Annotated in this window: 18 protein-coding genes and 1 pseudogene; 7 read left to right on the plus strand and 12 right to left on the minus strand. The window is 71.2% G+C overall.

Annotated features, from left to right (window positions below):
• Nucleotides 1–21 precede the first annotated feature (21 nt).
• From ABZ857_RS32575 to ABZ857_RS32585, 3 genes are all read right to left on the minus strand, one after another.
• Complete coding sequence (locus tag ABZ857_RS32575) at nt 22–873, minus strand: sugar phosphate isomerase/epimerase (protein WP_357050702.1); 852 nt, start codon at nt 871–873, stop codon at nt 22–24.
• Entirely contained in the window at nt 870–1,841 is a 972-nt protein-coding gene (locus ABZ857_RS32580; RefSeq protein ID WP_357050705.1) for a Gfo/Idh/MocA family oxidoreductase, read from the minus strand. The genes ABZ857_RS32575 and ABZ857_RS32580 overlap by 4 nt, the downstream gene beginning before the upstream one ends.
• A 110-nt stretch (nt 1,842–1,951) precedes the next feature.
• Nucleotides 1,952–2,695 (minus strand): GntR family transcriptional regulator, encoded by a 744-nt coding sequence (locus tag ABZ857_RS32585; protein ID WP_204047233.1) that lies wholly within the window; start codon nt 2,693–2,695, stop codon nt 1,952–1,954.
• A gap of 201 nt (nt 2,696–2,896) precedes the next feature.
• On the opposite strand from ABZ857_RS32585, the gene ABZ857_RS32590 reads away from it, so the two are divergent.
• On the plus strand, nt 2,897–4,066 hold the full coding sequence (locus ABZ857_RS32590) for an ABC transporter substrate-binding protein (protein ID WP_357050708.1): 1,170 nt from the start codon (nt 2,897–2,899) through the stop codon (nt 4,064–4,066).
• Between the two features lie 56 nt (nt 4,067–4,122).
• Here the strand turns inward: ABZ857_RS32590 and ABZ857_RS32595 are convergent, their stop codons facing one another.
• Nucleotides 4,123–5,397 carry a phytase gene (locus tag ABZ857_RS32595; RefSeq protein WP_357050711.1) on the minus strand — a complete coding sequence of 425 codons (1,275 nt, stop codon included), beginning with the start codon at nt 5,395–5,397 and terminating at the stop codon, nt 4,123–4,125.
• 161 nt (nt 5,398–5,558) lie between these two features.
• On the opposite strand from ABZ857_RS32595, the gene ABZ857_RS32600 reads away from it, so the two are divergent.
• Entirely contained in the window at nt 5,559–6,038 is a 480-nt protein-coding gene (locus tag ABZ857_RS32600) for a flavin reductase family protein (protein ID WP_357050714.1), read from the plus strand.
• Here the strand turns inward: ABZ857_RS32600 and sppA are convergent, their stop codons facing one another.
• Both sppA and ABZ857_RS32610 read right to left on the minus strand, forming a co-directional pair.
• On the minus strand, nt 6,039–7,730 hold the full coding sequence (sppA, locus tag ABZ857_RS32605; protein WP_357050717.1) for a signal peptide peptidase SppA: 1,692 nt from the start codon (nt 7,728–7,730) through the stop codon (nt 6,039–6,041).
• 138 nt (nt 7,731–7,868) lie between these two features.
• On the minus strand, nt 7,869–9,515 hold the full coding sequence (locus ABZ857_RS32610) for a glycosyl hydrolase family 18 protein (RefSeq protein WP_357050720.1): 1,647 nt from the start codon (nt 9,513–9,515) through the stop codon (nt 7,869–7,871).
• A 199-nt stretch (nt 9,516–9,714) separates the two neighbouring features.
• Here ABZ857_RS32610 and ABZ857_RS32615 point away from each other — a divergent pair, with 199 nt between their 5' ends.
• Together ABZ857_RS32615 and ABZ857_RS32620 are read left to right on the plus strand one after the other, a co-directional pair.
• A complete protein-coding gene (locus tag ABZ857_RS32615; protein WP_357050723.1) occupies nt 9,715–10,857 on the plus strand; it encodes a histidine kinase in 1,143 nt (380 codons plus the stop codon).
• Nucleotides 10,854–11,540, plus strand: coding sequence for a response regulator transcription factor (locus ABZ857_RS32620; RefSeq protein WP_357050726.1), 687 nt, complete (start codon nt 10,854–10,856; stop codon nt 11,538–11,540). The genes ABZ857_RS32615 and ABZ857_RS32620 overlap by 4 nt, the downstream gene beginning before the upstream one ends.
• Before the next feature lie 13 nt (nt 11,541–11,553).
• On the opposite strand, the gene ABZ857_RS32625 is transcribed toward ABZ857_RS32620, so the two are convergent.
• Nucleotides 11,554–12,510 (minus strand): LysR family transcriptional regulator, encoded by a 957-nt coding sequence (locus ABZ857_RS32625; protein WP_357050729.1) that lies wholly within the window; start codon nt 12,508–12,510, stop codon nt 11,554–11,556.
• Nucleotides 12,511–12,644: 134 nt separating this feature from the next.
• Here ABZ857_RS32625 and ABZ857_RS32630 point away from each other — a divergent pair, with 134 nt between their 5' ends.
• Together ABZ857_RS32630 and ABZ857_RS32635 are read left to right on the plus strand one after the other, a co-directional pair.
• Nucleotides 12,645–13,925, plus strand: a complete 1,281-nt coding sequence (locus tag ABZ857_RS32630) for an MFS transporter (protein WP_357050732.1) — start codon at nt 12,645–12,647, stop codon at nt 13,923–13,925.
• Nucleotides 13,926–13,983: 58 nt separating this feature from the next.
• Nucleotides 13,984–14,082 (plus strand): annotated as a pseudogene (locus tag ABZ857_RS32635) (isochorismatase family protein); the annotation flags it as partial.
• Nucleotides 14,083–14,094: 12 nt separating this feature from the next.
• On the opposite strand, the gene ABZ857_RS32640 reads toward ABZ857_RS32635, so the two are convergent.
• Entirely contained in the window at nt 14,095–14,889 is a 795-nt protein-coding gene (locus ABZ857_RS32640; RefSeq protein ID WP_357050735.1) for a metalloregulator ArsR/SmtB family transcription factor, read from the minus strand.
• A gap of 129 nt (nt 14,890–15,018) precedes the next feature.
• Nucleotides 15,019–15,717: a DUF2306 domain-containing protein gene (locus ABZ857_RS32645; RefSeq protein WP_357050738.1), complete on the minus strand. Its 699-nt coding sequence runs from the start codon at nt 15,715–15,717 to the stop codon at nt 15,019–15,021.
• A gap of 164 nt (nt 15,718–15,881) precedes the next feature.
• Here ABZ857_RS32645 and ABZ857_RS32650 point away from each other — a divergent pair, with 164 nt between their 5' ends.
• Nucleotides 15,882–16,865 carry an NAD(P)-dependent alcohol dehydrogenase gene (locus tag ABZ857_RS32650; RefSeq protein ID WP_357050741.1) on the plus strand — a complete coding sequence of 328 codons (984 nt, stop codon included), beginning with the start codon at nt 15,882–15,884 and terminating at the stop codon, nt 16,863–16,865.
• Nucleotides 16,866–17,035: 170 nt separating this feature from the next.
• Here the strand turns inward: ABZ857_RS32650 and glgB are convergent, their stop codons facing one another.
• Genes glgB through treS form a run of 3 tightly spaced genes read right to left on the minus strand, consistent with a single transcriptional unit; the run spans nt 17,036 to nt 22,412 of the window.
• A complete protein-coding gene (gene glgB / locus ABZ857_RS32655) occupies nt 17,036–19,267 on the minus strand; it encodes a 1,4-alpha-glucan branching protein GlgB (RefSeq protein WP_357050744.1) in 2,232 nt (743 codons plus the stop codon).
• A 47-nt stretch (nt 19,268–19,314) separates the two neighbouring features.
• Complete coding sequence (locus ABZ857_RS32660) at nt 19,315–20,664, minus strand: aminoglycoside phosphotransferase (protein ID WP_357050747.1); 1,350 nt, start codon at nt 20,662–20,664, stop codon at nt 19,315–19,317.
• Nucleotides 20,661–22,412 carry a maltose alpha-D-glucosyltransferase gene (gene treS, locus ABZ857_RS32665; protein ID WP_357050750.1) on the minus strand — a complete coding sequence of 584 codons (1,752 nt, stop codon included), beginning with the start codon at nt 22,410–22,412 and terminating at the stop codon, nt 20,661–20,663. The genes ABZ857_RS32660 and treS overlap by 4 nt, the downstream gene beginning before the upstream one ends.

Genomic DNA, 22,412 nt, shown 5'->3' on the forward strand with positions numbered 1-22,412 from the left:
CCTGCGGCGGCGCGTCGCCGGTCACGTGTCCTCCGCGGTGGCCATGCCCGTGAGGTATGCCAGGCTCGCGCGCACGTCCTCCACCGGATCGGCGTCGGCCGACGTGAGGATCACGTCCTGCTCCATGACATACCAGCCGGTGTACCCCGCGGCCGTCAGGCCGGAGACGATGCCCGCCACGTCCACGTCGCCGCGGCCGAGCGGACGGTACATCCCGGCCCGCACCGCGTCGGTGTAGGTGAGCTCGCCCGCCCTGACCCGCCCGGCGAGGCCCGCGTCGACGTCCTTGAGATGCGCGTGGGCGATCCGCTCGGGGGCCTTCCTGACGACGTCGAGCGGGTCGGCGCCGCCGGCCAGCAGGTGCCCGGTGTCCAGGCAGAGGGAGACGGCGGCGCCCTCCAGGACCCGCTCCACCTCCTCGCCGGTCTCGACCACCGTGCCCACGTGCGGGTGCAGGGTGACCAGGTGGGAGATCTCCCGGTCGATCCGGTCCAGGTTGGACAGGAGCGTCCGCCAGCCCTCGTCGTCCAGGGCGGGACGTCCGTCGTAGCCGTCCACCCCGGTCGCGGCGGCCAGCACGACCACCGCGTCCGCCTCGAAGGCGGCCACCGTGTCCCGCAGGGCGGGCAGCGGGTCGTGCGCCGGGTCGTGCAGGACGACCGGGACGAAGCCGCCGATCGCGCGCAGGCCGTAGCCGTCGAGCAGGGCGGCGCGGCGGTCCGGCTCCGGCGGCAGGAACCCGTCCGGGCCCAGCTCGGTGGCGGTCAGCCCGAGCGCGGCCATCTCGGCCAGCACGCGCTCCGGGGCGAGCTGGTGGCCCCAGCCGGGCACCTCGCAGACCCCCCAGGAGATGGGGGCGGCGGCGATCCTCACTTGGTCACCTCCACCACGCGGACGGGACGGTCGGTCCGGCGGGACAGGTCCGCCGCCTCGGCCACGTACAGCGCGGCCAGGGCGTCGCGGACCGTGCAAGGGCTCTCCCGCTCGCCCCGCGCCGCCTCCAGGAAGGCGGTCATCTCCGCGACGTACGCCTCCTCGAACCTGGCCTGGAAGTCCGGCCAGGGGTCGCCGTCCGGCGCGAAGCCCTCGGCCGAGCGCAGCGGGGTGCGCCCGCCGAGCCCCGCCGCCCAGGCGCCGCGGGTGCCGGCCAGCTCCATCCGCACGTCGTAGCCCGCGCCGTTGTAGCGCGAGCCCTGCAGGGTGGCCAGCGTGCCGTCGTCCATCGTCAGGATCGCGGCGCTGGTGTCCACATCGCCCGCCTCGGCGAAGTACTGCTCGCCGCGGTTGGCGCCGGTCGCGTAGACCGTGTCCACCTCGCGCCCGGTGACCCAGCGCAGGATGTCGAAGTCGTGGATGTGGCAGTCGCGGAAGATGCCGCCGGACAACGGGATGTAGCCGGCGGGCGGAGGCGCGGGATCGGCGGTCATCAGGTGGACGCGGTGCAGCACACCCAGGTCGCCGGAGCGCAGCGCGTCGCGGGCGGCCAGGTAGCCCGCGTCGAAGCGGCGCTGGAAGCCGATGTGCACGACGGCGCCGGTGCGCTCGACGGTCTCGGCGACCCGCAGCGTCTCCTCCACCGTGGGCGCCGCCGGCTTCTCGCAGAACGCCGGGACGCCCAGCTCGCAGGCGCGTTCGAGCGCCTCCGCGTGGGTGGACGTCGGAGTCGCGATCACCACCGCGTCCGCGTCGAAAGGGTCGCCGACCGTCGCGGAGAAGCGTGCCGCCACCTCCTCCGCCCGGCTGCGGTCCACGTCGGAGACCACCAGTTCGTCCGCGAGACCGGCAAGGGTGGCGGCATGGAAGACGCCTATGCGGCCAAGGCCCAGCAAACCCACACGCATGTGTCAGCTCCTCGTCCAGGGGCCTCCAGTTCTAGATGAGCGGAAGGTAAAAGGTCAAGAGTTTGTCCTGACATTCGGATGAACTATCATCCCGATGAGAAAAGCGTGACTCAGCGCTCGACGAGGGTGACCTCGAGGGAATAGTGCGAGGCCCGGTACACGTGCGAGCCGTGCTCGACCGCCCGGCCCTGGTCGTCGTAGGTCGTGCGGACCATCGTGAGCAACGGGCAGCCGCGCCGCTCCTCCAGCAACCGGGCCTCCGCCGGGGTGGCGGCGCGGGCGCCGATGCGCTGGTGCGCCACCCGCATCCGGATGCCGGTCTGGCGGAGCATCTCGTAGAGCCCGCGCTCCATCAGCGACTCGGCCGTCAGCGGGGCCAGCCCGACCGGCAGCCAGTTGTGCAGCAGGGCGAGCGGCTCTCCCATGGCGTACCTGATCCGCTCCAGCCGCAGCACCTCCGTGCCCGGTTCGACGCCGAGGGCCGCGGCGACCTCCTCCTCGACCGGTACGGTGTCCAGGGACAGCACCCGGGTCTCCGGCTCCTGCCCGGCCCTGCGGAGGTCGTCGTACAGGCTGGTGAGCTCGACCGCGCGCTTCACCTGGCCGTGCACGACCTGGGTGCCGACGCCGCGCTTGCGGACGACCAGGCCCTTGTCCACGAGGAACTGGATCGCCTGGCGGATGGTGGGGCGGGAGAGGCCGAGTTGCTCGGCGAGCTGGATCTCGTTGTCCAGCCGGGAGCCGGGGGGCAGCTTCCCGGCCTGGATGGCCTCCGTGATCCGCTCGGCCACCTGGAAGTAGAGGGGCACGGGGCTCGACCGGTCGAGGTCGATGTCCAATCTGGTGACTGTCACGACTCGACGGTAGCTGACATCAGAATGTCTTGACCAATGCCTCCACGTCCCGATGAACGGAAGATGTCCAGATCGCAACAGAGGTCATTATGTCTTGACAAACTGTTCACGTGACGTTCATCGTGGAGCACACCGCGGCGCCGGATCGGGGCTCTGGGCGGCGCCCGACGACCCCCGAGAGGCAAGAGGAGTGACGCCACCTTGAGGCGTACCCGGAAGATCGTTCCCCTGGCACTGCTCGCGCTCGCCGTCGCCGCCTGCGCACCCTCCACCGGCCCGGACGTGCCGTCCTCGGCGACGAGCGCCGAGCCGCTGCCCGGCCCCTCGATCGACGCGTCCCTCGACCTGGACGCGCTGGTCGCCGCCGCGAAGAAGGAGGGCGGCCTGCTCGTCTACGACTCCAGCGGCGACATCGAAGAGGTGGCCAAGGCCTTCACCGCCAAGTACGGCATCCCCATGGAGGGGGTGAAGTCCGACACCCCGCAGACCGCCGAGAAGATGACCAGGGAGCACGCGGCCGGCAACGTCACCATCGACGCGGCCATGTACGAGGACGGCGGGGTGCTGGTCGGCCAGCTCATCCCGCAGGGCGTCGCCCAGACGTGGGTGCCCGCCGACCTGAAGGACCAGATCCCGGCCGAGAACCAGAACCCGCTGCTCGCGCTGTCGAAGGCCACGGTCTTCGCGTACAACACCAAGCTCTCGCCCGGCGGATGCCCGGTGAAGAACGTGTGGGACCTGACCGAGCCGGAGTGGGCGGGCAAGCTCGTCATGCAGGACCCGCTCGGCAAGCCGACCGTGCTGTCGTTCTTCACCCAGCTCGACGCGCACGGCAACCAGGCGCTGGAGCAGGCCTACCAGGCCAAGTACGGCAAGCCGCTGAAGACGGAGGAGAAGAGCGCGGCCTACGAGTGGGTCAAGCGGATCTCGGCCAACAAGCCCGTGCTGACCGGCTCCGACGAGGACATCTCGGCCGCGGTGGGCGCGCCGAACGCGACCGACAAGAAGATCGGCTTCATGTCGATCTCGAAGTTCCGCAACAACGAGGACAAGGGATACGCCCAGGCGACCTGTGAGGGGATGACGCCGTTCGCCGGCTTCAGCTACCCCAAGTACGTCGCGATCGCCGCCAAGAGCAAGCACCCCAACGCGGCCAAGCTGTACGTCCACTTCATCATGACCGAGGAGGGCGTGAAGCACGAGATCGGCGAGGGCGGCGTGTCCGGCAACGGCACGGTGAAGCCGCTGGTCACCCCGCCCGGCCTGAGCGACTGGAAGGGGCAGCTCTTCCACACCGACCCGGCCGGGCTGCTCGGCGACCTGCGCAACCGGCAGACGGTCTCGGACTTCTGGCGGGTCAACCACGGCTGAGTCCCCGGCCGGAAAGGCCCCCGGCGTGACGCCGGGGGCCTTCTGGTTCCTCAGCGTCAGTCGCGCGGGTCCCAGCCGTCGGTGTCCACGTCGAGGTCGAGCTTGTCCGCGATGTCGTCCCACTTCGTGAACTTGAAGTTCGTGATCTCCCGGTCGGGCTCGGCGGGGGTGTTCTCCCCGTCGTGCGCGACGAACAGGCCCTCGTCGAAGTCGCCGAGCGGGACGTTCAGCACGGTCGAGCCGTCGCTGTGCTCGACGCCGTCGCGGCCGTTCTTCTCGCCCACCCGGAACTGGCCCAGGTAGGAGTTGGACCCCTCCCTGCGGTAGACGGCGAAGGTGCTGTCGCCCTGGCTGGAGGCCAGCAGGTAGCCCTTGCCGTCCTCGCGGTAGTAGATCGTCAGGCCCTCGGCGTCCGCCGCCAGATGCTTGCCGCCGTAGCCGGGGTCCGCGCCGGGCGTGCACTCGTCGGTCGCGGCGTCGTACGTGCCGGGCACGCCGAACTCCTTGGTCTTGTCCACCAGCACCGGCGTGCCGGTGAGGTCGGCCCGCATCCGCCAGATGCCGACGTCCTCCTGGGCGGCGTAGAGCACGTCCTTCTCCTGGTCCACGACCATGCCCTCGACCTGCGGCTGCACCCCGGGCTCGTCGCACGGGGTCCAGGTCTGGCCGTTGGGCAGGGCGAACGACGCGGGCAGGTCGAGCGTCCTGACCAGCTGGTAGCCGACCTTCCCGCCCGGCTTGGGCAGCAGCTTCACCAGCCCGACCGAGGTCCGGTGCCGCCGGCTGACCAGCGCGTACGTCCCGGTGGAGTCCGTCCAGGTGGCCAGGCCGTACGCCGTCTCCTTGTCGTTGACCTGCTCCTGCGTGGAGTTGAAGACGAACGGCGCGGCCGGGTCGGTCACGTCGGTGAGCCGGCCCTGGGAGATGGCGTAGATCCTGAGCTGGTCGCGGCCCCGGTCGGAGACCACCGCGAGGTCCCTGCCGCCGAAACCGTAGGCGACGTCGACGTTGTTGAACCTGCCGACCTCGTCGTCGGGGCCCGGCGCCGCGGGCGCGGGCAGGTGCTGGACCTGCCGTCCGTCGAGGTCGTAGACGAAGAGCCCGGCCTCCTTGGCGGTGCCGATCACCACGCTGTCGTCCGAGTCGTGGGGGTCCACCCAGATGGCGGGGTCGTCGCCGTTGGCGTTGCCGCCGGCCTCGTCGTCGTACAGGGCGGGGGTCTCCACCTGCGGGTACACGGTGGCGACGCCGCTGCTCGACGCGGGGACCGCCGCCCCGCCTATCAGGGAGATCGTCAGGGTGGCAAGGAACAGCCCGGACAGGGGACGCATCGCGCCTCCTCGGTTGGGGGATGATGTCGCCTCGACCGTAATGACCAATTAACACCAATGCAATAGGTCATCCTTATGTCATGACATATTCACCAAAACTTCGGTTGCGCGTCCTGGCGCCCGGTGGCACAGTCGCACACCGGAACGGAAGGAGCCCCGACGTGGGACTGTTCACCGAGGCCATGGGACAGGTGGCCGCGGGCGTGGCGGTGGTGACGGTCAGGGACGACCGCGACGACCTGGGCACGACGGTCGCGACGCTCATGTCGGTGTCGCTCGACCCGCCGCTCGTGCTGATCAGCCTCGACTCGGCCGGATACCTCGCCGAGGTGCTGCTGCGCAGGGACCGCTGGGCCGCGAGCGTCCTGGCCGACGGCCAGCAGACGGTCGCCTCCCGCTTCGCCACGGCCGGACGGCCGGGCGCCCGGCTCCTGCTGGCCGGGGTCGCCCACCATCGCGGCGCGCACAGCGACGCGCTGGTCGTGGAACGGGGCGTGGCGGCGATCGAGGCCGAGACGGCGCAGGTCGTCCCGGCCGGCGATCACACCCTGTTCGTCGGGGAGGTCCTCGGCGTCGACTACGTCGACGCCTCGAAGGCCCCGCTCGTACGGCTGCGCGGCCGATACCGTCCGGTGCTCTGACTACCGGATCGTCCACCAGCCCGGCAGCACCAGCGGGCCGTACGCCGGGAGGCCGAGCTGCCCGGCCATCCGCGCCAGCGGCCCCCACGCCTCCAGGCGCACCCGGGCGAGCGCGGCCGACTTGTCCTCGCTGGACTCCGGCGGGCGCAGCCGCTCCAGCGGGTGCATGCGGGGATAGGTCCGTACGGGGGCGTCGTCGGCCAGCCCGGCCCGGCGGCGGGCCAGGGCGAGGGCGTCCTCCAGGCCGCCGAGCTCGTCGACGAGACCGGCCGCCCTGGCGTCGGCGCCGGTCCACACGCGGCCCCTGGCCAGCTCGTGCGCCCGCTCCTTGGTCAGGTCGCGGCCCTGCGCCACCTTCCCCACGAAGTCGTCGTAGATGCGGTCGAGCCAGGCGTTCACCCGCTCCCACTGGGCGTCGGAGAACGCGGTGGACGGCGAGAACATCCCGGCGTTGGCGCCCTCGGCGACCGACTCGGTCACCACGCCGAGCTTGCCGAGCAGCTCGCCGACGACGGGCTTGCCGCCGAACACGCCGATCGAGCCGGTCAGCGTGCCCGGCTGGGCCACGATCACGTCGGCGGCCATCGACACGAAGTAGCCGCCGGAGGCCGCCAGGTCGCCCATCGACACGATGACCGGCTTGCCCGCCCGGCGCGCCAGCACGACCTCCCGCCAGATGGCGTCGGAGGCAACGTACGACCCGCCCGGGCTGTCCACGCGGAACACGATCGCCTTGACCTTCTCGTCCCGGCGGGCCGAGCGCAGGGCGGCGCAGATGGTGTCGGAGCCCATGGCGCCCCCGCCGCCCAGCGGGGAACGGCCGCTGCGCCCGAGGCGGATCATGCCGTTGCCGTGGACCAGGGCGACCGTGTCGGCTCCGGGGTGGGGAAGCCTGCCGGACAGCGCGCTCTTGGCGTACCGCGACACGTAGAGCAGGTGGGCGCCGTCCTCGACGGTCTCCGCGTAGACCTCGTCGCGATACTTCAGCCCGTCCACGAGCCCGGCCTCGACGGCCTCGGCCCCGATGAACGGGCCCTGGTCGATCAGCTCGCGCACCCGCTTCGGGTCGAGGCCGCGCGCCTCGGCGATGCCGGCGACGACCTGCTCGGTGACCGACTCGGCGATGCGCCCGGCCGACTCGCGGTGGGCGTCTGTCATGTGGTTCTGGGTGAACGTGTTGGCCGCGGTCTTGTACTCGTGCCGCTGGCCGAGCTGGTATTCCACGCCGGCCTTGGCGAGCGCGTCGCGCAGGAACCGCTGCTCCAGCGCCACCCCGGTCAGGCCCACGTCGCCGGAGGGCTGGAGGTAGACCCGCTCGAAGGCGCTGGCCAGGTAGTAGGGGACGGTGCCCGCGCCGAACTCGCCGAACGTCTCGGCGAACGCGACGGTCCGCTTGCCCGCGGCGCGCAGCTTCACCACCGCCGTGCGCAGCTCCTGCACCATGCCGAGACCGAGAGGGTTACCGCCGATCTTGACGATCAGCCCGGTGACGCGGGGGTCCTTGCGGGCGCGGCGCAGGCCCGACAGCACGTCGGTGAGGCGCGTCTTGCGCATGGACAGCAGGGCGGTGACAGGGTCGGCGGGCGGTCCTTCCGACAGCCCCTCGGTCAGGTCCAGTTCCAGCACGAGCGGCGCGGTACGGCGCTGCCGCAGCTTGCCGACCGTCTCTACGATCGTCCTCGTCGCGTCCATAAATGCCACCATAAGCGACGGTTTCGCCAGGATGGCCGGATGATCAGGGCCCCCGCGCGAGACGCGCGGGGGCCCACATCGGTGCGAAGCGGCTACTTCAGGCCGTTGGACGGTGTCACTTGAGTCCGTTGGACGGTGTCACTTGAGTCCGTTGGACATCGCGTAGATCAGCTCACCGTTGGCGGTGTCGCCGCTGAACTCCCAGAAGAAGGCCCCGCCGAGACCCTGGTTCTTGGCGTAGGTCATCTTGCCGCCGATCGTGGCGGGGGTGTCGTAGCTCCACCAGTTCGAGCCGCACTTGGCGTAGGCGGTGCCGGCGACCGTGCCGGTGGCCGGGCAGCTGGTCTTGAGGACCTTGTAGTCCTCGATGCCCGCCTCGTACGTGCCGGGCGCGGCGCCGGTGGCGGTGCCGCCGGGGGCGTCCTGGGTGACGCCGGTCCAGCCGCGGCCGTAGAAGCCGATGCCGAGCAGGATCTTGTTCGACGGCACGCCCAGGCTCTTCAGCTTCTGCACCGCGTTGTCGGTGTAGAAGCCCGCCACCGGGATGCCGGAGTAGGACGTGAGCGGCGAGTGCGGAGCCGTCGGGCCCTTGGCGTCCCAGGCGCCGAAGAAGTCGTAGGTCATGACGTTGTACCAGTCGACGTACTGCGCCGCGCCGCCGTAGTCGGCGAGGTCCATCTTGCCGCCGGAGTTGCCGTCGGCGGTGATCGCCGCGGTGATCAGGTAGTCCTTGCCGAACTTGGCGCGCAGCGCGGCCATCAGGTTCTTGAACGCCGCCGGGCCGCTGCTGTCACAGCTGAGACCGCAGGCGTTCGGGTACTCCCAGTCGATGTCGATGCCGTCGAACACGTCCGCCCAGCGCGGGTCCTCGACGAGGTTGTAGCAGGAGTTCGCGAACGCGGTGGGGTTGGCCGCCGCCTGCCCGAAGCCGCCCGACCAGGTCCAGCCGCCGAAGGAGTAGAGGATCTTGATGTTCGGGTACATCGCCTTGAGCTTGCGCAGCTGGTTGAACGCGCCGCGCAGCGCGTTGGGGTTGTCCCAGGTGTCCGCCTTGCCGTCCACGCTGTTGGCCGTCGTGTAGGCCATGTCGTAGTCGGCATAGGAGTCGCCGATCGCGCACTGGCCGTTGGTCACGTTGCCGAAGGCGTAGTTGATGTGGGTGAGCTTGGCGGCCGAGCCGCTGCTCACGATGTTCTTCACGAAGTACTGCCGGCCGTAGACGCCCCAGTCGGTGAAGTAGCCCATCACCTTCTTCCCGCCGGGCGGCGGGGGCGAGCTCGGGCTCGCCGAGGGCGACGGCGACGCGGAGGGAGACGTGGACGGCGAGGCCGAGGGCGAGGCGGACGGGCTGGGGCTCGGGCTCTTGCTCGGGCTGGCCGAGGGGGAGGCGGTCGGCCCGCCGGTGCAGGGCGCGCCGTTCAGGGTGCAGTTCAGCGGGGTCGAGCCGCCGGGCGCGCCGACGAAGCCGAAGCTCGCCGAGGCGCCCGCCGCGAGGCCGCCGCTCCAGGAGGGGTTCTTGAACGTGTAGTGGTTGCCGCTCTTGGTCATGGTGGCGTCCCAGGCCGAGCTGATCGTCGCGCCCGAGGGCATGTCGATCTCGACGGTCCAGCTCGGCAGGGCGTCCGACCCGGCCTTCACGGTGTACTTGCCCTGGAAGCCGGAGCCCCAGTCGGAGTCGACGGCGTACGTGGCGGTGGCGGGGGTGGCGGCGGTGGCGGTCCCGAGCGCGAGCGGCGCGAGTAACGCGGCGCCCGCGATCACGGACCCTAGGAGGATCTTTCGCAACGGAGCTCCTGCTCTTGGGGGGTAAAGGACAGGAAAGTTTCCTATTAGTTAGGAGAGTAAGCACAGACAGCGAAGGGGTCAACGCCCTCCTGGCCCTCTAAGCGTTGTTTAAGCCTGCGCTAAGGTCACCGACCCGGCGACAGGAGAGTCTCCACCCCGGGGCGGGCGCGGCCGGCGCCGGCTCTCGTACGATGAGTCGGTGCACGGCTTCCTCCGCTCCGTGTGGCATGAGCCCCGTCCCCCCGATCCACCCGTACGCGTGTGGCGGGACTGGGCGCTCGTCGGGGTGCTCGTGCCGCTCGCGGTGCTCGAAGGGGCGCTGCGGCCGGACCTGCCGTGGCGGCTCTTCTCCGTGGCCGTCACCGTCGGGCTGGTGCCCACCCTGCTGTGGCGGCGGACCCGGCCCCTCGCGATGCTCGCGATCTGCTTCATCACCACGAGCCTGATCCCGATCCTCGTGGGCGGCGCGACGCTCGACATGTACACGCTGGTGTCCATGCTGATCCTGCCGTACGCGGTGTTCCGGTGGGGGTCGGGCCGTGAGATCGTGACCGGCCTGGGAGTCATGCTCGTCGCCGCCGGTCTCTCCGTGCTCGTCAAACATGCCGCTGTCGCCGACGTGGTCGGGCCGTTCGCCGTCATGCTCGCCACCACCAGCCTGGGCGCGGTGTTCCGCTACCGGGCCGGGGCGAGGATGCGCGAGCTGGACCAGGTCAAGCTGCTGATGCGCGAGCAGCTCGCCCGCGACCTGCACGACACGGTCGCGCATCACGTCTCCGCGATGGCCATCCGCGCGCAGGCCGGGCTCGCCACGGCGGCGGCGCGGCCGGACGCCGCGGCCGAGGCTCTCCGCGTGATCGAGGCCGAGGCGGCACGGGCCCTCGACGAGATGCGCGCCATCGTCCGCGTCCTGCGCCGGGACCGGCCGGCGGAGCTGACCCCCGGCCGGCGCATCACCGATCTCGAACGGCTCGCGAGCCGGGGCGGCTCCCACCACCCGGCGGTCGAGGTGGAGATATCGGGAGACCTGGACGGCCTGTCGCCGTCGGTCGAGTCCGCGGTCTACCGCATCGCCCAGGAGGCGGTGACCAACGCCGTACGGCACGCGCGTCGCGCCACCCGGGTCGAGGTGCGCGTCGCCGCCGACGAGACGGCGGTGCGCCTGTGCGTGCGCGACGACGGCGACGGGGGCTCCACGCGCCCGGCCGCGTCGCCGGGATACGGGATCATCGGCATGAGCGAGCGCGCGAATCTTCTCGGCGGCACGTGCGTGGCCGGCCCGGACCGTGATCGGGGGTGGACGGTGACCGCGGTGCTTCCCCGGGCCGGGATCGCGACATGAGCGAGCGGAGCGAGCGAGTCGGTGGGCACGGCGTCCGGGTGCTGATCGCCGACGACCAGGAGATCGTCCGCACCGGGCTGTCGATGATCCTCGACGCCCAGCCGGACATCGAGGTCGTCGGCACGGCCGCCGACGGGCGGCGGGCCGTCGAGCTCGCCCGGCGCCTGCGCCCCGACGTGTGCCTGTTCGACATCCGCATGCCCGGGACCGACGGCATCGAGGCGACCCGGTCCCTCGCCGGACCGGACGTCGCCGACCCCCTCGCCGTCGTCGTGATCACCACGTTCGACCTCGACGAGTACGTCTACGCCGCGCTGAGAGCGGGCGCCCGGGGTTTCCTGTTGAAGAACGCCGGCGCCGACATGCTCGCGCAGGCCGTGCACGCCGCCGCGGGCGGCGACGCGCTCATCGCCCCGAGCGTCACCGCGCGGCTGCTCGGCGCCTTCGCCCGCACCGGTCCCGCCCCCTCACCCGCGCAGCCCATCGAGGCGCTCACCTACCGGGAGGAGCAGATCCTCGCCGCCGTGGCGCGCGGCCGGACCAACGGCGAGATCTCCGCCGAGCTGCACATCTCGCTCAGCACGGTCAAGACCCACGTCGCCAGCCTGATGGCCAAGCTCGGCGCCCGCAACCGGGTGGAGATCGCCATCTGGGCCTACGAGACCGGCCGCGTCAGGAGCTGACCGGGGTCCCGGCTCAGGCGCGAGGCGGCGGCGTTCGGCGCGAGATCGCCCAGTCCGGCGCCCAGGTCCCGGCGGCGTCGTGGCCGGCCGCCGTGGCGGCGAGGTGGGCGCGGAGGGTGGCCAGCGCGGGGTGGGGGTTGTCGCGGTGCCACAGAAGCGAGTGCGGGTAGACGGGCATGGGGTCGGTCACCGGGATGCGGCGCAGGCCATGGCCCGCGGGCCAGACGACGCGGGTCTGCCCGCCCATGAAGGTGGCCAGGGCCGGGGTGTCGGCGATGGTGTCGAGGAGCGCGTCGGAGCCGAAGTTGGGGCCGGTCGCCTCGATGGTGAGGCCGAACTCGGCGACGAGGTCGTCGTAGTAGGCGGCCCACTCGGTGCCGGGGACGAGGCCGGGCATCCAGATCCGGTGCCCGGCGAGCTGGGCGACGGTCACCGACCGGGCGCCGGCCAGCGCGTGGGCGGGGCCGGTGAGGAGCTGGAGCGGTTCGTCGAGCACCCGTACGGACTCGATGTCGTCGGGAAGGGGCCGGCCGGGCATGGCGACGGCGCGGAAGGACGCGTCGATCGCGCCGGACCGGACGGCGGCGACGGCCCTCTCGATGTCGAACAGCATCACCACGTCGAGGTCGATGTCGGGGTGCGCGCGGTGGAAGCTGCGCATCAGGCCCGAGGCCGCGCCGCGTGAGTTGAGCACGTCGACGCGCAGCGGACGGCGGCCGGCGCGCACTGAGGCGACGGCCCGGTCGGCGGCGCGCAGCAGCTCCCGGGCGTGGGGCAGGAACGCCTGCCCGTCGATGGTGAGCTCGGCGCCGCGCGGCGTGCGGGTGAACAGCCGCACGCCGAGGTCGCGCTCCAGCGCGGCGATGCGCTTGGAGACGGCCTGCTGGGTGACCGCCAGCTCGGCGGCGGCCTCCTGGAACCGCCCCGCGTCGGCGGCGGCGACGAAGGTCCGGACGGTGTCGAGGTCCATGCGGACACCCTAGGGACACAACCGTTGGTTGTGGCCGGGCGGCCCTGCGGTTGTTTGATCTGGGGGCATGGTGCTCGCTTTGATGCTTCCGATCGCGAATAGGTTGTGCGAGCGAGTGACGAGGGGCGTCGGGCATGAGGAACGGGCACCGGCTGGGGCGGCGGTTCGGGTGGCTCTGGGCAGCGTACGGGACCAGCGCGCTCGGCACGTGGCTCGCCTTCGGCGCGTTCCCGCTGATCGCGGTGCAGGTGCTGCACGCCGGGCCGGTGGAGGTCGCGGCGTTGTCCTCCGTGGGGGCGGCGGTGGGCGCGGCCGTGGCGGTGCCGCTGGGCCCGTGGGTGGAGTTCCGCCGCAAGCGGCCGGTGCTGATCGGGATGGACCTGGTGCGGTTCGCGGCGCTGCTGACGATCCCCGCCGCGTTCGCGCTCGGCGTGCTCTCCTTCGTCCAGCTCCTGCTGGTCTCGGTGGTCGTCGCGGCGGCCGACATCACCTTCCGTGCCGCCTCCGGCGCGTACCTGAAGACGCTGGTGCCGGCCGAGGACCTGCTCGTCGCCAACGCCCGATTCGAGTCGACGTCCTGGACGACCACGATCATCGGACCGCCGCTCGGCGGTGCCGCGATCGGGTTCCTCGGTCCGGTGGCGACGGTGGTGGCCGACGCGGTCAGCTACCTGCTCTCGGCCCTGGGCATCCGCGCGACAGGCGGTCAGGAGCCGCGGCCCGAGCGCCGGGAGACCGCGCGCATACGCGCCCGGGACCTGCTCGACGGCTGGCGGTACATCCTCGCCGACGCGACGCTGCGCCCCCTGTTCTTCAACACCGCCGTGTTCAACGGCCTGGTGATGGCCGCGGACGCGCTGCTGGCCGTCCTGATGCTCGGCCGGCTCGGGTTCGAGCCGTGGCAGTACGGCCTCGCCTTCGCCGCCCCCTCGATCGGCGGGCTGCTGGGTTCGCGGCTGGCCCGGCCACTCGTCACCCGGTTCGGGCAGCACCGGGTCCTGGTCGTCTCCGGGGCGCTGCGCGCGCTCTGGCTCGTCGGCCTGGCCTTCGTGGGGCCGGGCGCCGGAGGGCTGCTGCTGGTGATGGGTGTCGAACTCGGGCTCATCTTCTGCTGCGGGGTCTTCAATCCCGTCTGCGCCACCTACCGCCTCGAGCGCACCGCGACCGATCGGGTCGCCCGCACGCTGTCCGCCTGGTCGGTGACGACCAAGGCCTCGACCGCGCTCCTGACGGCCGTCTGGGGCGTGCTGGGCGGCCTGCTCGGCCCGCGTACGGCCATCGGCCTGGCCGGTGTGCTCCTGCTGGCGACCCCGCTGCTGCTCCCCCGACGCGCCGCGACGCCGCTCGGCGAGCCCCTCGCTGAGCCGCTCGCCGAGCCCCTCGCCGAGACGGAGCCCGCACCGAGCGGTGCCTGACGGGCCGCCACGGCTGTCACCGTGACTTCATCACCCGACGCGCGCGCACGACGCCGCCATCGCCGGCGTCACCACCAGCGGCGTCGTACTGTCCACCGTCACTGACGCCGCCGACCGCGACTACCGGCTCTACGTCCTGTCCGACGGCGTCACCGATGCGGACCCGCACTCACGCATCGTCGGGCAGCGGTTCGCCGGTCTCCAGCAGCGACTTCAGGCTCGCCACCACGTTCGGCCAGCCGTGGCTGACCATCTCGGCCAGGCCCGATCCGGGCTCGAAGCCGTCGTGCACGACGGTGAGCTTCACGACCTGCGCGGCGGCCTCCTCAATCGTGAAGGTGACCTTCGAGCGGGCCTCCCCGGACAGCCGGGCGAGCAGCTCCTCGTCCCAGCCGAAGCGCTTGGCGAGCTCCGGGGTGATGGCGTGCCAGGTGTAGGAGAGCCGGCTGTAGGGTTCGGCCTCCAGCACGACCTGCTCGGGGTCGCTGATCAGCACGCCATGGTTGTCCCAGGTCATCGGCGAGCCGGCGGACCAGTCCGTGGTGAACTCCGTGGCCCAGTAGCGGCGGGTGAAGGCGGGCTCGGTCAGCGCCTGCCAGAGCTTCTGCGGGGTGGTGCGGATGTAGGTGGTGTAGACGAAGGTCGGCGCGTCCATCGGGGTCTCCTCCAGGGCGAGTTTCAGGTCCGCCAGGGCTTGGACCCTGGCCCGGTCGTAGCGGCTGATCCACCGGTGGGCGATCTCTTGCACGGGCGCGGCGTTGAGGTAGTGCAGCTTCTCCCGGCCCCGCCGCACGGTGGCGACGAGCCCGGCCTCCTCCAGCACAGCGAGGTGCTTGCTGACGGACTGCCTGGCCATGTCGAGTCCGGCGCACAGCTCGCGCAGCGTCTGCCCGTTGCGGGCGTTCAGCGAGTCGAGCAGCGCGCGCCGGCTCGGATCGGCCAGCGCCTTGAACACCTCGTCCATGCCCGCCCTCGTACCCGGGTTGCCACCTGTCGATATGCAGCCTTACGGCTGCCTTTAAGTTAGGCAGCCGGATGGCTGCCTGTCAAGACGCGCATCAGGTCGAGCTTCGCAACACTCGGTTGAAGTCGCCTACTTCGCCCTTCGGGACAGAGCGGGGAGTCGGGGCCCCTTGCGGACGGCCCACTCCGCGACGACGAGGTTGATCACCCATCCGGCGCCCATCAGCAGCGCCCGGGGGAGCGGGCCGGGCTCGCCGGCCAGCGCCATCCAGGGACCGACGGTCAGCAGCTGGGTGCCCGCACCCATGCCGATCGCGTAGCCCCGTGTCATCCAGGCGCGGTGACGGGCCACGTCCCGCCGCCGGATCGCCGCGAAGCCGAGGACGAGCGACACGATCATGAGAGTGCCGAACACCAGCCGCAGGCCCACGAGGAGGGCGCTGTCGTTGGGCAGGTGGGGATAGAACAGCGTCATCCACAGACCCGTGAACGCGCTGACGAGCCCGGACGGAACCACGAGCCGCCCGGCGGCGCGGTGCCACGCGGGCCTGCGGCGGCGTAATCCGTGGGCGAACTGGAGGGCCCCCAGGACGCTGAAGAGCGTGACGGAGACGATGTGCGCGACGACGGGCGCGGGCGTCGCGAAATACCGGACGCTGTCCTGCGTGATCGGCCCGCCGCCGGCCAGCTGCCCCAGCCGGGTGGACCCGGCGATCACCGGGACGGCGCTGAGCGCGATCAGCGCGGCGGGCACGGCCCACCCCGCCCTGCGGTTCCTGCCGGATGAGTTGCTCCGCGCGAGTGTGGGCCGTTCCATCGATTCGGTCATGCGCCGATCGTGGTCCGCGAGGGGGCGGCGGTTCATCGGCGGAACGGCCGGATCCGCCCCGCTCGATCGGCTGCCGATCGGGCGTACTTTCGGCCGATACGCCCCGCATGCGGCGCTTCTTACGCTGGCTCTCCCCACCGCCGAGGTGACGAGGAGAAAATGCGATGAAGGCGTTCGTCCTACGCTCGTACGGTCCGCCCGACGTCCTGGAGCTCACCGACGTCGACACGCCCGTGCCCGGCCCCGGCGAGGTGCTGGTCCGGGTCCGCGCCACCTCCGTCCAGCCGTACGACTGGCACCACATGAGAGGCGAGCCCTACGTCGCGCGTCTGATGGGCGGCACGCTCGGCCCGCGCGGGCCGCGAGTCGGCATCCTGGGCGCCGACGTGGCGGGGCAGGTCGAGGCGGTCGGCGCCGGCGTCACCGGGTTCCGCCCGGGCGACGAGGTGTTCGCGCTGCTCACGCAGGGCGGCTTCGCCGAGTACGTGTGCGTACGGGAGAGCGCACTGGCCAGGAAGCCGGAGAACCTGTCGTTCGAGCAGGCGGCCGCGGTGCCGATGGCGGCCGTCACCGCACTGATCGCGCTCGACCAGGGACGGGTCCAGGCGGGGCACAGGGTTCTCGTGAACGGGGCCTCGGGCGGCGTGGGGACCTTCGCCGTGCAACTCGCCAAGGCGTTCGGCGCCGAGGTCACCGGCGTGTGCAGCGGCCGGAACGCGGACCTGGTGCGGTCGATCGGCGCGGACGAGGTCGTCGACTACACGAAGGAGGACTTCACGCGGCACGGGCGGCGCCACGACCTGCTGCTCGACATCGCGGGCACCCGCGCGCCGCGGTCCTGCGCGCGGGTGCTGAAGCCCCGGGGGACGCACCTCGTCGTCGGCGGGCCGGCCGGACGATGGCTGCAGCCCGTCGGCCACATCATCGCGACGCTCGCGGTGTCGCCGTTCGTGTCCCAGCGCGTGGTCGTGACCCGGGTGTCCTACGGCGAGAAGGTCCGGGGCGACCTGATGCGGCTGACCGACCTCATCGAGGACGGCAAGGTCACCCCGGTGATCGACCGCGCCTACCCGTTCGACGAGATCCCGGCGGCCATCGGGTACGTGGAACGGGGGCACGCCCGCGGAAAGGTCGTCGTCACGGTCTGACCGGCCTCTCCGGGGCCTGCTTCGGCCGCCACGCGCAGCCGGTCGGCCACGTCGGGCAGGACCGGGATCGGCTCGGGCGGGTCAAGCACCCGGAACGAGAATCCCGTGGCCGCGACGTGCAGGGCCGGCCCTGTCCCGGTGTCCGCGGCGCCGACCCCGGTCGGCGGGGCTCAGGACTCGGCGACCAGGCCCTCGGGTTCGGCCTCCGCCTCGTCGGCGGCCGTCTCGGCGCGCTCCTCCATCTCCGGGCTCACGGCCGTCGGGCTCTCCACCGGCCGCAGCCACACGACGCCGAGCGGCGGCACGCGCAGCCGGGCCGAGCAGGGCAGCCCGTGCCGCGGCACCTCGACCGAGTCGACCGCGCCCATGTTGCCGACGCCGCTCCCGGCGTACTCGTACGCGTCGGTGTTGAGGATCTCCTCCCACCGGCCGGGGGTGGGCAGGCCGAGGTGGTAGTCCTCGTGCGGGGCGCCGGAGAAGTTGGCGACGCAGGCCAGCACCGAGCCGTCCGCGCCGTACCGCAGGAACGACAGCACGTTGCCCGAGGCGTCGTCCGCGTCGATCCAGCGGAAGCCCTCGTGGGTGTTGTCGCGCGAGTACAGCGCGGGCGACTCGCGGTAGACGCGGTTGAGGTCCTTCACCAGACGCCGTACGCCCTGGTGGAAGTCGAAGTCCAGCACCCACCAGTCGAGGCCGTTCGCCTCCGACCACTCGGCCCCCTGGCCGAACTCGCCGCCCATGAACAGCAGCTGCTTGCCCGGATGGGCCCACATGAAGCCGTACAGCGCGCGCAGGTTGGCGAAGCGCTGCCACTCGTCGCCCGGCATCTTGCCCAGCAGCGACCCCTTGAGGTGGACGACCTCGTCGTGCGACAGCGGCAGCACGAAGTTCTCCGAGAAGGCGTACATCAGGGAGAACGTCATCTGGTGGTGGTGATACTGCCGGTAGATCGGCTCGCGGGACATGTAGCTGAGCGAGTCGTGCATCCAGCCCATGTTCCACTTGAAGCCGAAGCCGAGCCCGCCGAGGTGGACGGGCCGCGACACGCCGGGCCAGGCGGTCGACTCCTCCGCGATCGTCATGATTCCCGGCTCCTCGCGGTAGACGACGGAGTTCATCTCCTTGAGGAACTCGATCGCGTCGAGGTTCTCCCTGCCGCCGTACACGTTGGGCGTCCACTCGCCCTCGCGCCGGGAGTAGTCGAGGTAGAGCATCGAGGCGACGGCGTCCACCCGCAGGCCGTCGACGTGGAACTCCTTGAGCCAGTAGAGCGCGTTGGCCACCAGGAAGTTGCGCACCTCGTTGCGGCCGAAGTCGAAGACGTACGTGCCCCAGTCGGGGTGGGTGCCGCGGGCGGGGTCGGCGTGCTCGTAGAGCGGCGTGCCGTCGAAGCGGGCCAGCGCCCACTCGTCCATGGGGAAGTGCGCGGGCACCCAGTCCACGATCACGCCGATGCCGGCCCGGTGCAGCTCGTCGACGAGGTGGCGGAAGTCGTCGGGGGAGCCGAACCGCGAGGTCGGGGCGTAGTAGGAGGTCACCTGGTAGCCCCACGAGCCGCCGAACGGATGCTCGGCGACCGGCAGGAACTCCACGTGCGTGAACCCCATGTCCTTGACGTACCCGACCAGCTCGCGGGCGAGGTCGCGGTAGGACAGGCCGGGCCGCCACGAGCCCAGGTGCACCTCGTAGGTGCTCATCGGCTCGGCGAGGGCGTCGCGCGACGGCCGGGCGGCCATCCATTCCTCGTCGCGCCACTCGTACGCCGACCTCTCGACGATGCTGGCGGTCGCCGGGGGGATCTCGGTGCGGCGGGCCATAGGGTCGGCCTTCTCCCGCCAGATCCCGTCGAGGCCGAGGATCTGGAACTTGTACCTCGTGCCCTCGCCGATCTCCGGGAGGAACAGCTCCCACACCCCGGACCGGCCGAGCGAGCGCATGGGGTGGGCGGCCCCGTTCCAGTGGTTGAAGTCGCCGATCACCCGCACGCCCTGCGCGTTCGGCGCCCACACCGAGAAGGCCGTCCCGTCCACGTCCTCGTGGCGGATCACTCGCGCCCCGAGCACCTCCCACAGCCGCTCGTGCCGGCCCTCACCGATCAGGTGCAGGTCCAGCTCGCCCAGCGTGGGCCAGTGCCGGTACGGGTCGTCCGTCTCGTACGGCGGGGCGTCGGGATAGGTGATGCGCAGGCGGTAGTCGGGGATCTTGTCGACGCCGTGCAGCGTCACCTCGAACACCCCGAACGCGACATGACCCATCTCGTGCGCCGACCCGTCGGCCAGCACCTCGACCTTCTCCGCGAAGGGACGCAGGGCCCTGATCGTGACGCCGTCGGGCCCGGGATGGGCTCCCAATATGGAGTGGGGGTCGTGGTGCGCGCCCCCCGCCAGCCGGTCCAAGTCCATGTCGCCCAACCTGCCCTAGATATACCCCTCCGAACACCCTGATCTTGTCAGCGGAACGCCGCGAGCGGGATGGGCAGCCACGAGGGGCGGTTGCGCGCCTCGTAGACGACCTCGTACACCGCCTTGCTCAGCTCCAGGGCGCGCAGCAGCACCGCGTCGTCGCCGCGGATGCGCCCGCCGCCCTCCGAGTAGCCGGCCAGGAACGCGGCGCGGTTGCGCTCCGACCACTCCCTGGCCCGGCTCTCCAGCCCCTCGGCGTTCGGATGCCCGGCCAGCAGGTGCCGTGCGGCGTAGTCGAACGAGCGCAGCATGCCCGCCACGTCACGCAGCGGCGAGTCGAGCGCCCGCCGCTCGGCCAGCGGCTGGCCCGGCTCGCCCTCGAAGTCGAGCACCACCCAGTCGGTCATGGTGCGCATGACCTGGCCGAGGTGGTAGTCGCCGTGCACCCGCTGCACCGGGATCTCGTGGCCGAGGTCGGACAGCCGGTCGAACGCGTCGGCGGCCACATCGGCGCGCTCGCCGAGGCGCGGCACCTCGGCGACCGCCTTGTCCAGCCGGCGGCGGAACCGCTCGGTCATCCGCTTGATCTCCGGCGGCTCGATCGTCCCCGTGGGGAAGGCCTCGGCGAGTTCGCGGTGCACCTGCGCGGTGGCCAGCCCGAGCCGCCGCGCCTCGGCGGCGAAGTCGCCTCCGGCATCCTCCGCCGGCATGCCCTCGAGGCACGCGTAGAGGTCGCGCACGCTGGTCAGCGCCATCGACCAGCCCTCGTTGGCGTTCTGCAGGTACTCCTGCATGATCGCCAGGGTGGTCGGCTCGCCCTGGAGCTCGGTCTCGATCCAGCCGTACGGCTTGGCCACGTGGGCCGAGCCCGCGTCGGCGAGCGCCGTGATGATCTCCAGCTCGGGGTTGACCCCCGGGTTGAGCTGGCGGAACAGCTTGAATATGTACTTGTCGCCGTACACCAGCGAGGTGTTCGACTGCTCCGCGGTCAGCACCAGGCTGCGTTGCGAGGTGTCGATCTCCGCCCCGTGCGCGGGGTGGAAGCCGAGGCCGTCGAACCGGCGGTCCCCGGCCATCCCCTCCAGCAGGTGCCCCGTCAGGGCGGAGTCGTGCAGCGCGTCGTAGACGTTCACCTCGCGGCCGTCGCGGCGGCACGTGCCGATCAGCACGTGCCCGAGCCGGTCGGGCAGGTGCTCGCGCAGCCCGACCGGGATCTGGTAGCGCGTGCGGCGCTCCCCCTGCCGCACGCACACGATGAGGTGGAGCAGCGCCGGGTCGCCGGCGGCGATCTCGATCTCGGAGTCGATGGACAGGTCGTCGATGGCGCGCCCCTTGCCGGCGAACCACCGTTGTCCGGTGATCCAGCCGGCCAGGAGTCCCTGAAGTGAAGTCGTCACTCCTCCTTCGTGCCGGCCGTCCTGTGCGTGACGGGCAGTGTGAACCAATAGAACCCATGCCCAGGGAGCGTCAAAAGATACGGAAGCTCGCCGATCGGGGGGAAAGGAACTCCGCCCATGCACTCGACCGGCGTGGATCCCTCGAACCTGCGCAGGTCCAGCTCGACCGGCTGGGGGAAGCGTGACAGGTTGTTGACGCACAGGACCCGGTCGTCGCCCAGCTCCCGGACGAACGCGAGCACGCTCGGGTTGGACGAGTTCAGCTCGGTGAACTCGCCGAGGCCGAACACCGGGTGACGCTTGCGGATCTCGATCATGCGCTTGGTGAAGTGGAGCAGCGAGCTGGCGCTCTTCTGCTGCGCCTCGACGTTGATCGCCTGGTACCCGTAGATCGGGTCCATGATCACCGGCAGGTAGAGCCGGCCGGGGTCGCAGCTCGAGAAGCCCGCGTTGCGGTCGGGCGTCCACTGCATCGGCGTGCGGACGCCGTCCCGGTCGCCGAGCCAGATGTTGTCGCCCATGCCGATCTCGTCGCCGTAGTACATGACCGGCGAGCCGGGCAGGCTGAGCAGCAGCGCGGTGAACAGCTCGATCTGGTTGCGGTCGTTGTCCAGCAGCGTCGCCAGCCGGCGGCGGATGCCGACGTTGGCCCGCATGCGGGGGTCCTTGGCGTACTCGGAGTACATGTAGTCGCGCTCTTCGTCGGTGACCATCTCGAGCGTGAGCTCGTCGTGGTTGCGCAGGAAGATGCCCCACTGGCAGTTCTCGGGGATCTTCGGCGTCTGGGCCAGGATCTCCGAGATCGGGTAGCGCGACTCCCGCCGCACCGCCATGAAGATGCGCGGCATCAGTGGGAAATGGAAGGCCATGTGGCATTCGTCGCCGCCGGTGACCGGGTCGCCGAAGTACTCCACCACGTCGGCCGGCCACTGGTTGGCCTCGGCCAGCAGCACCCGGTCGGGATAGAGGCGGTCCACCTCGGCCCGCACCCGCTTCAGGTACGCGTGGGTCGCCGGCAGGTTCTCGCAGTTGGTGTCCTCCTGCTCGAACAGGTACGGGATCGCGTCGAGCCGGAAGCCGTCGATGCCGAGGTCGAGCCAGAAGCGGATGACCTCCAGCATCGCGTCCTGCACCGCCGGGTTCTCGAAGTTGAGGTCCGGCTGGTGGTGGAAGAACCGGTGCCAGTAGTACTGCCCGCGGACCGGGTCGTAGGTCCAGTTGGACGCCTCGGTGTCGATGAAGATGATCCGGGCGTCCTTGTACCTCTCGTCCGTGTCGCTCCAGACGTAGAAGTCGCCGTACGGCCCCTCGGGGTCGTTGCGGGACGCCTGGAACCACGGGTGCTGGTCGCTGGTGTGGTTCATGACCAGGTCGGCGATGACTCGGATGCCCCGCTTGTGCGCCTCGTCGACCAGCCTGATGAAGTCCCCCAGATCACCGAAGTCCGGAAGGATCTTCATGTAGTCCGAGATGTCGTACCCGCCGTCCTTGAGGGGGGACTCGTACAGCGGGAGCAGCCAGAGGCAGTCGATGCCGAGCCACTGGAGATAGTCCAGCTTGTCGATGAGGCCGCGGATGTCGCCGGTGCCGTCGCCGTTCGAGTCGGCGAAGCCCCGGATCAGCACCTCGTAGAAGACAGCCCGCTTGTACCAGTACTTGTCCCGTGGTTCCTCCTCGGTGAAGGTGTTCGGGACGGGCGTGGTGTGGCTGGGCTGTGTGTGACTGGGCTGAGGTGTCGTCGAGCTCAC

Source organism: Microbispora sp. NPDC046933 (assembly GCF_040644635.1).
GTDB lineage: Bacteria > Actinomycetota > Actinomycetes > Streptosporangiales > Streptosporangiaceae > Microbispora.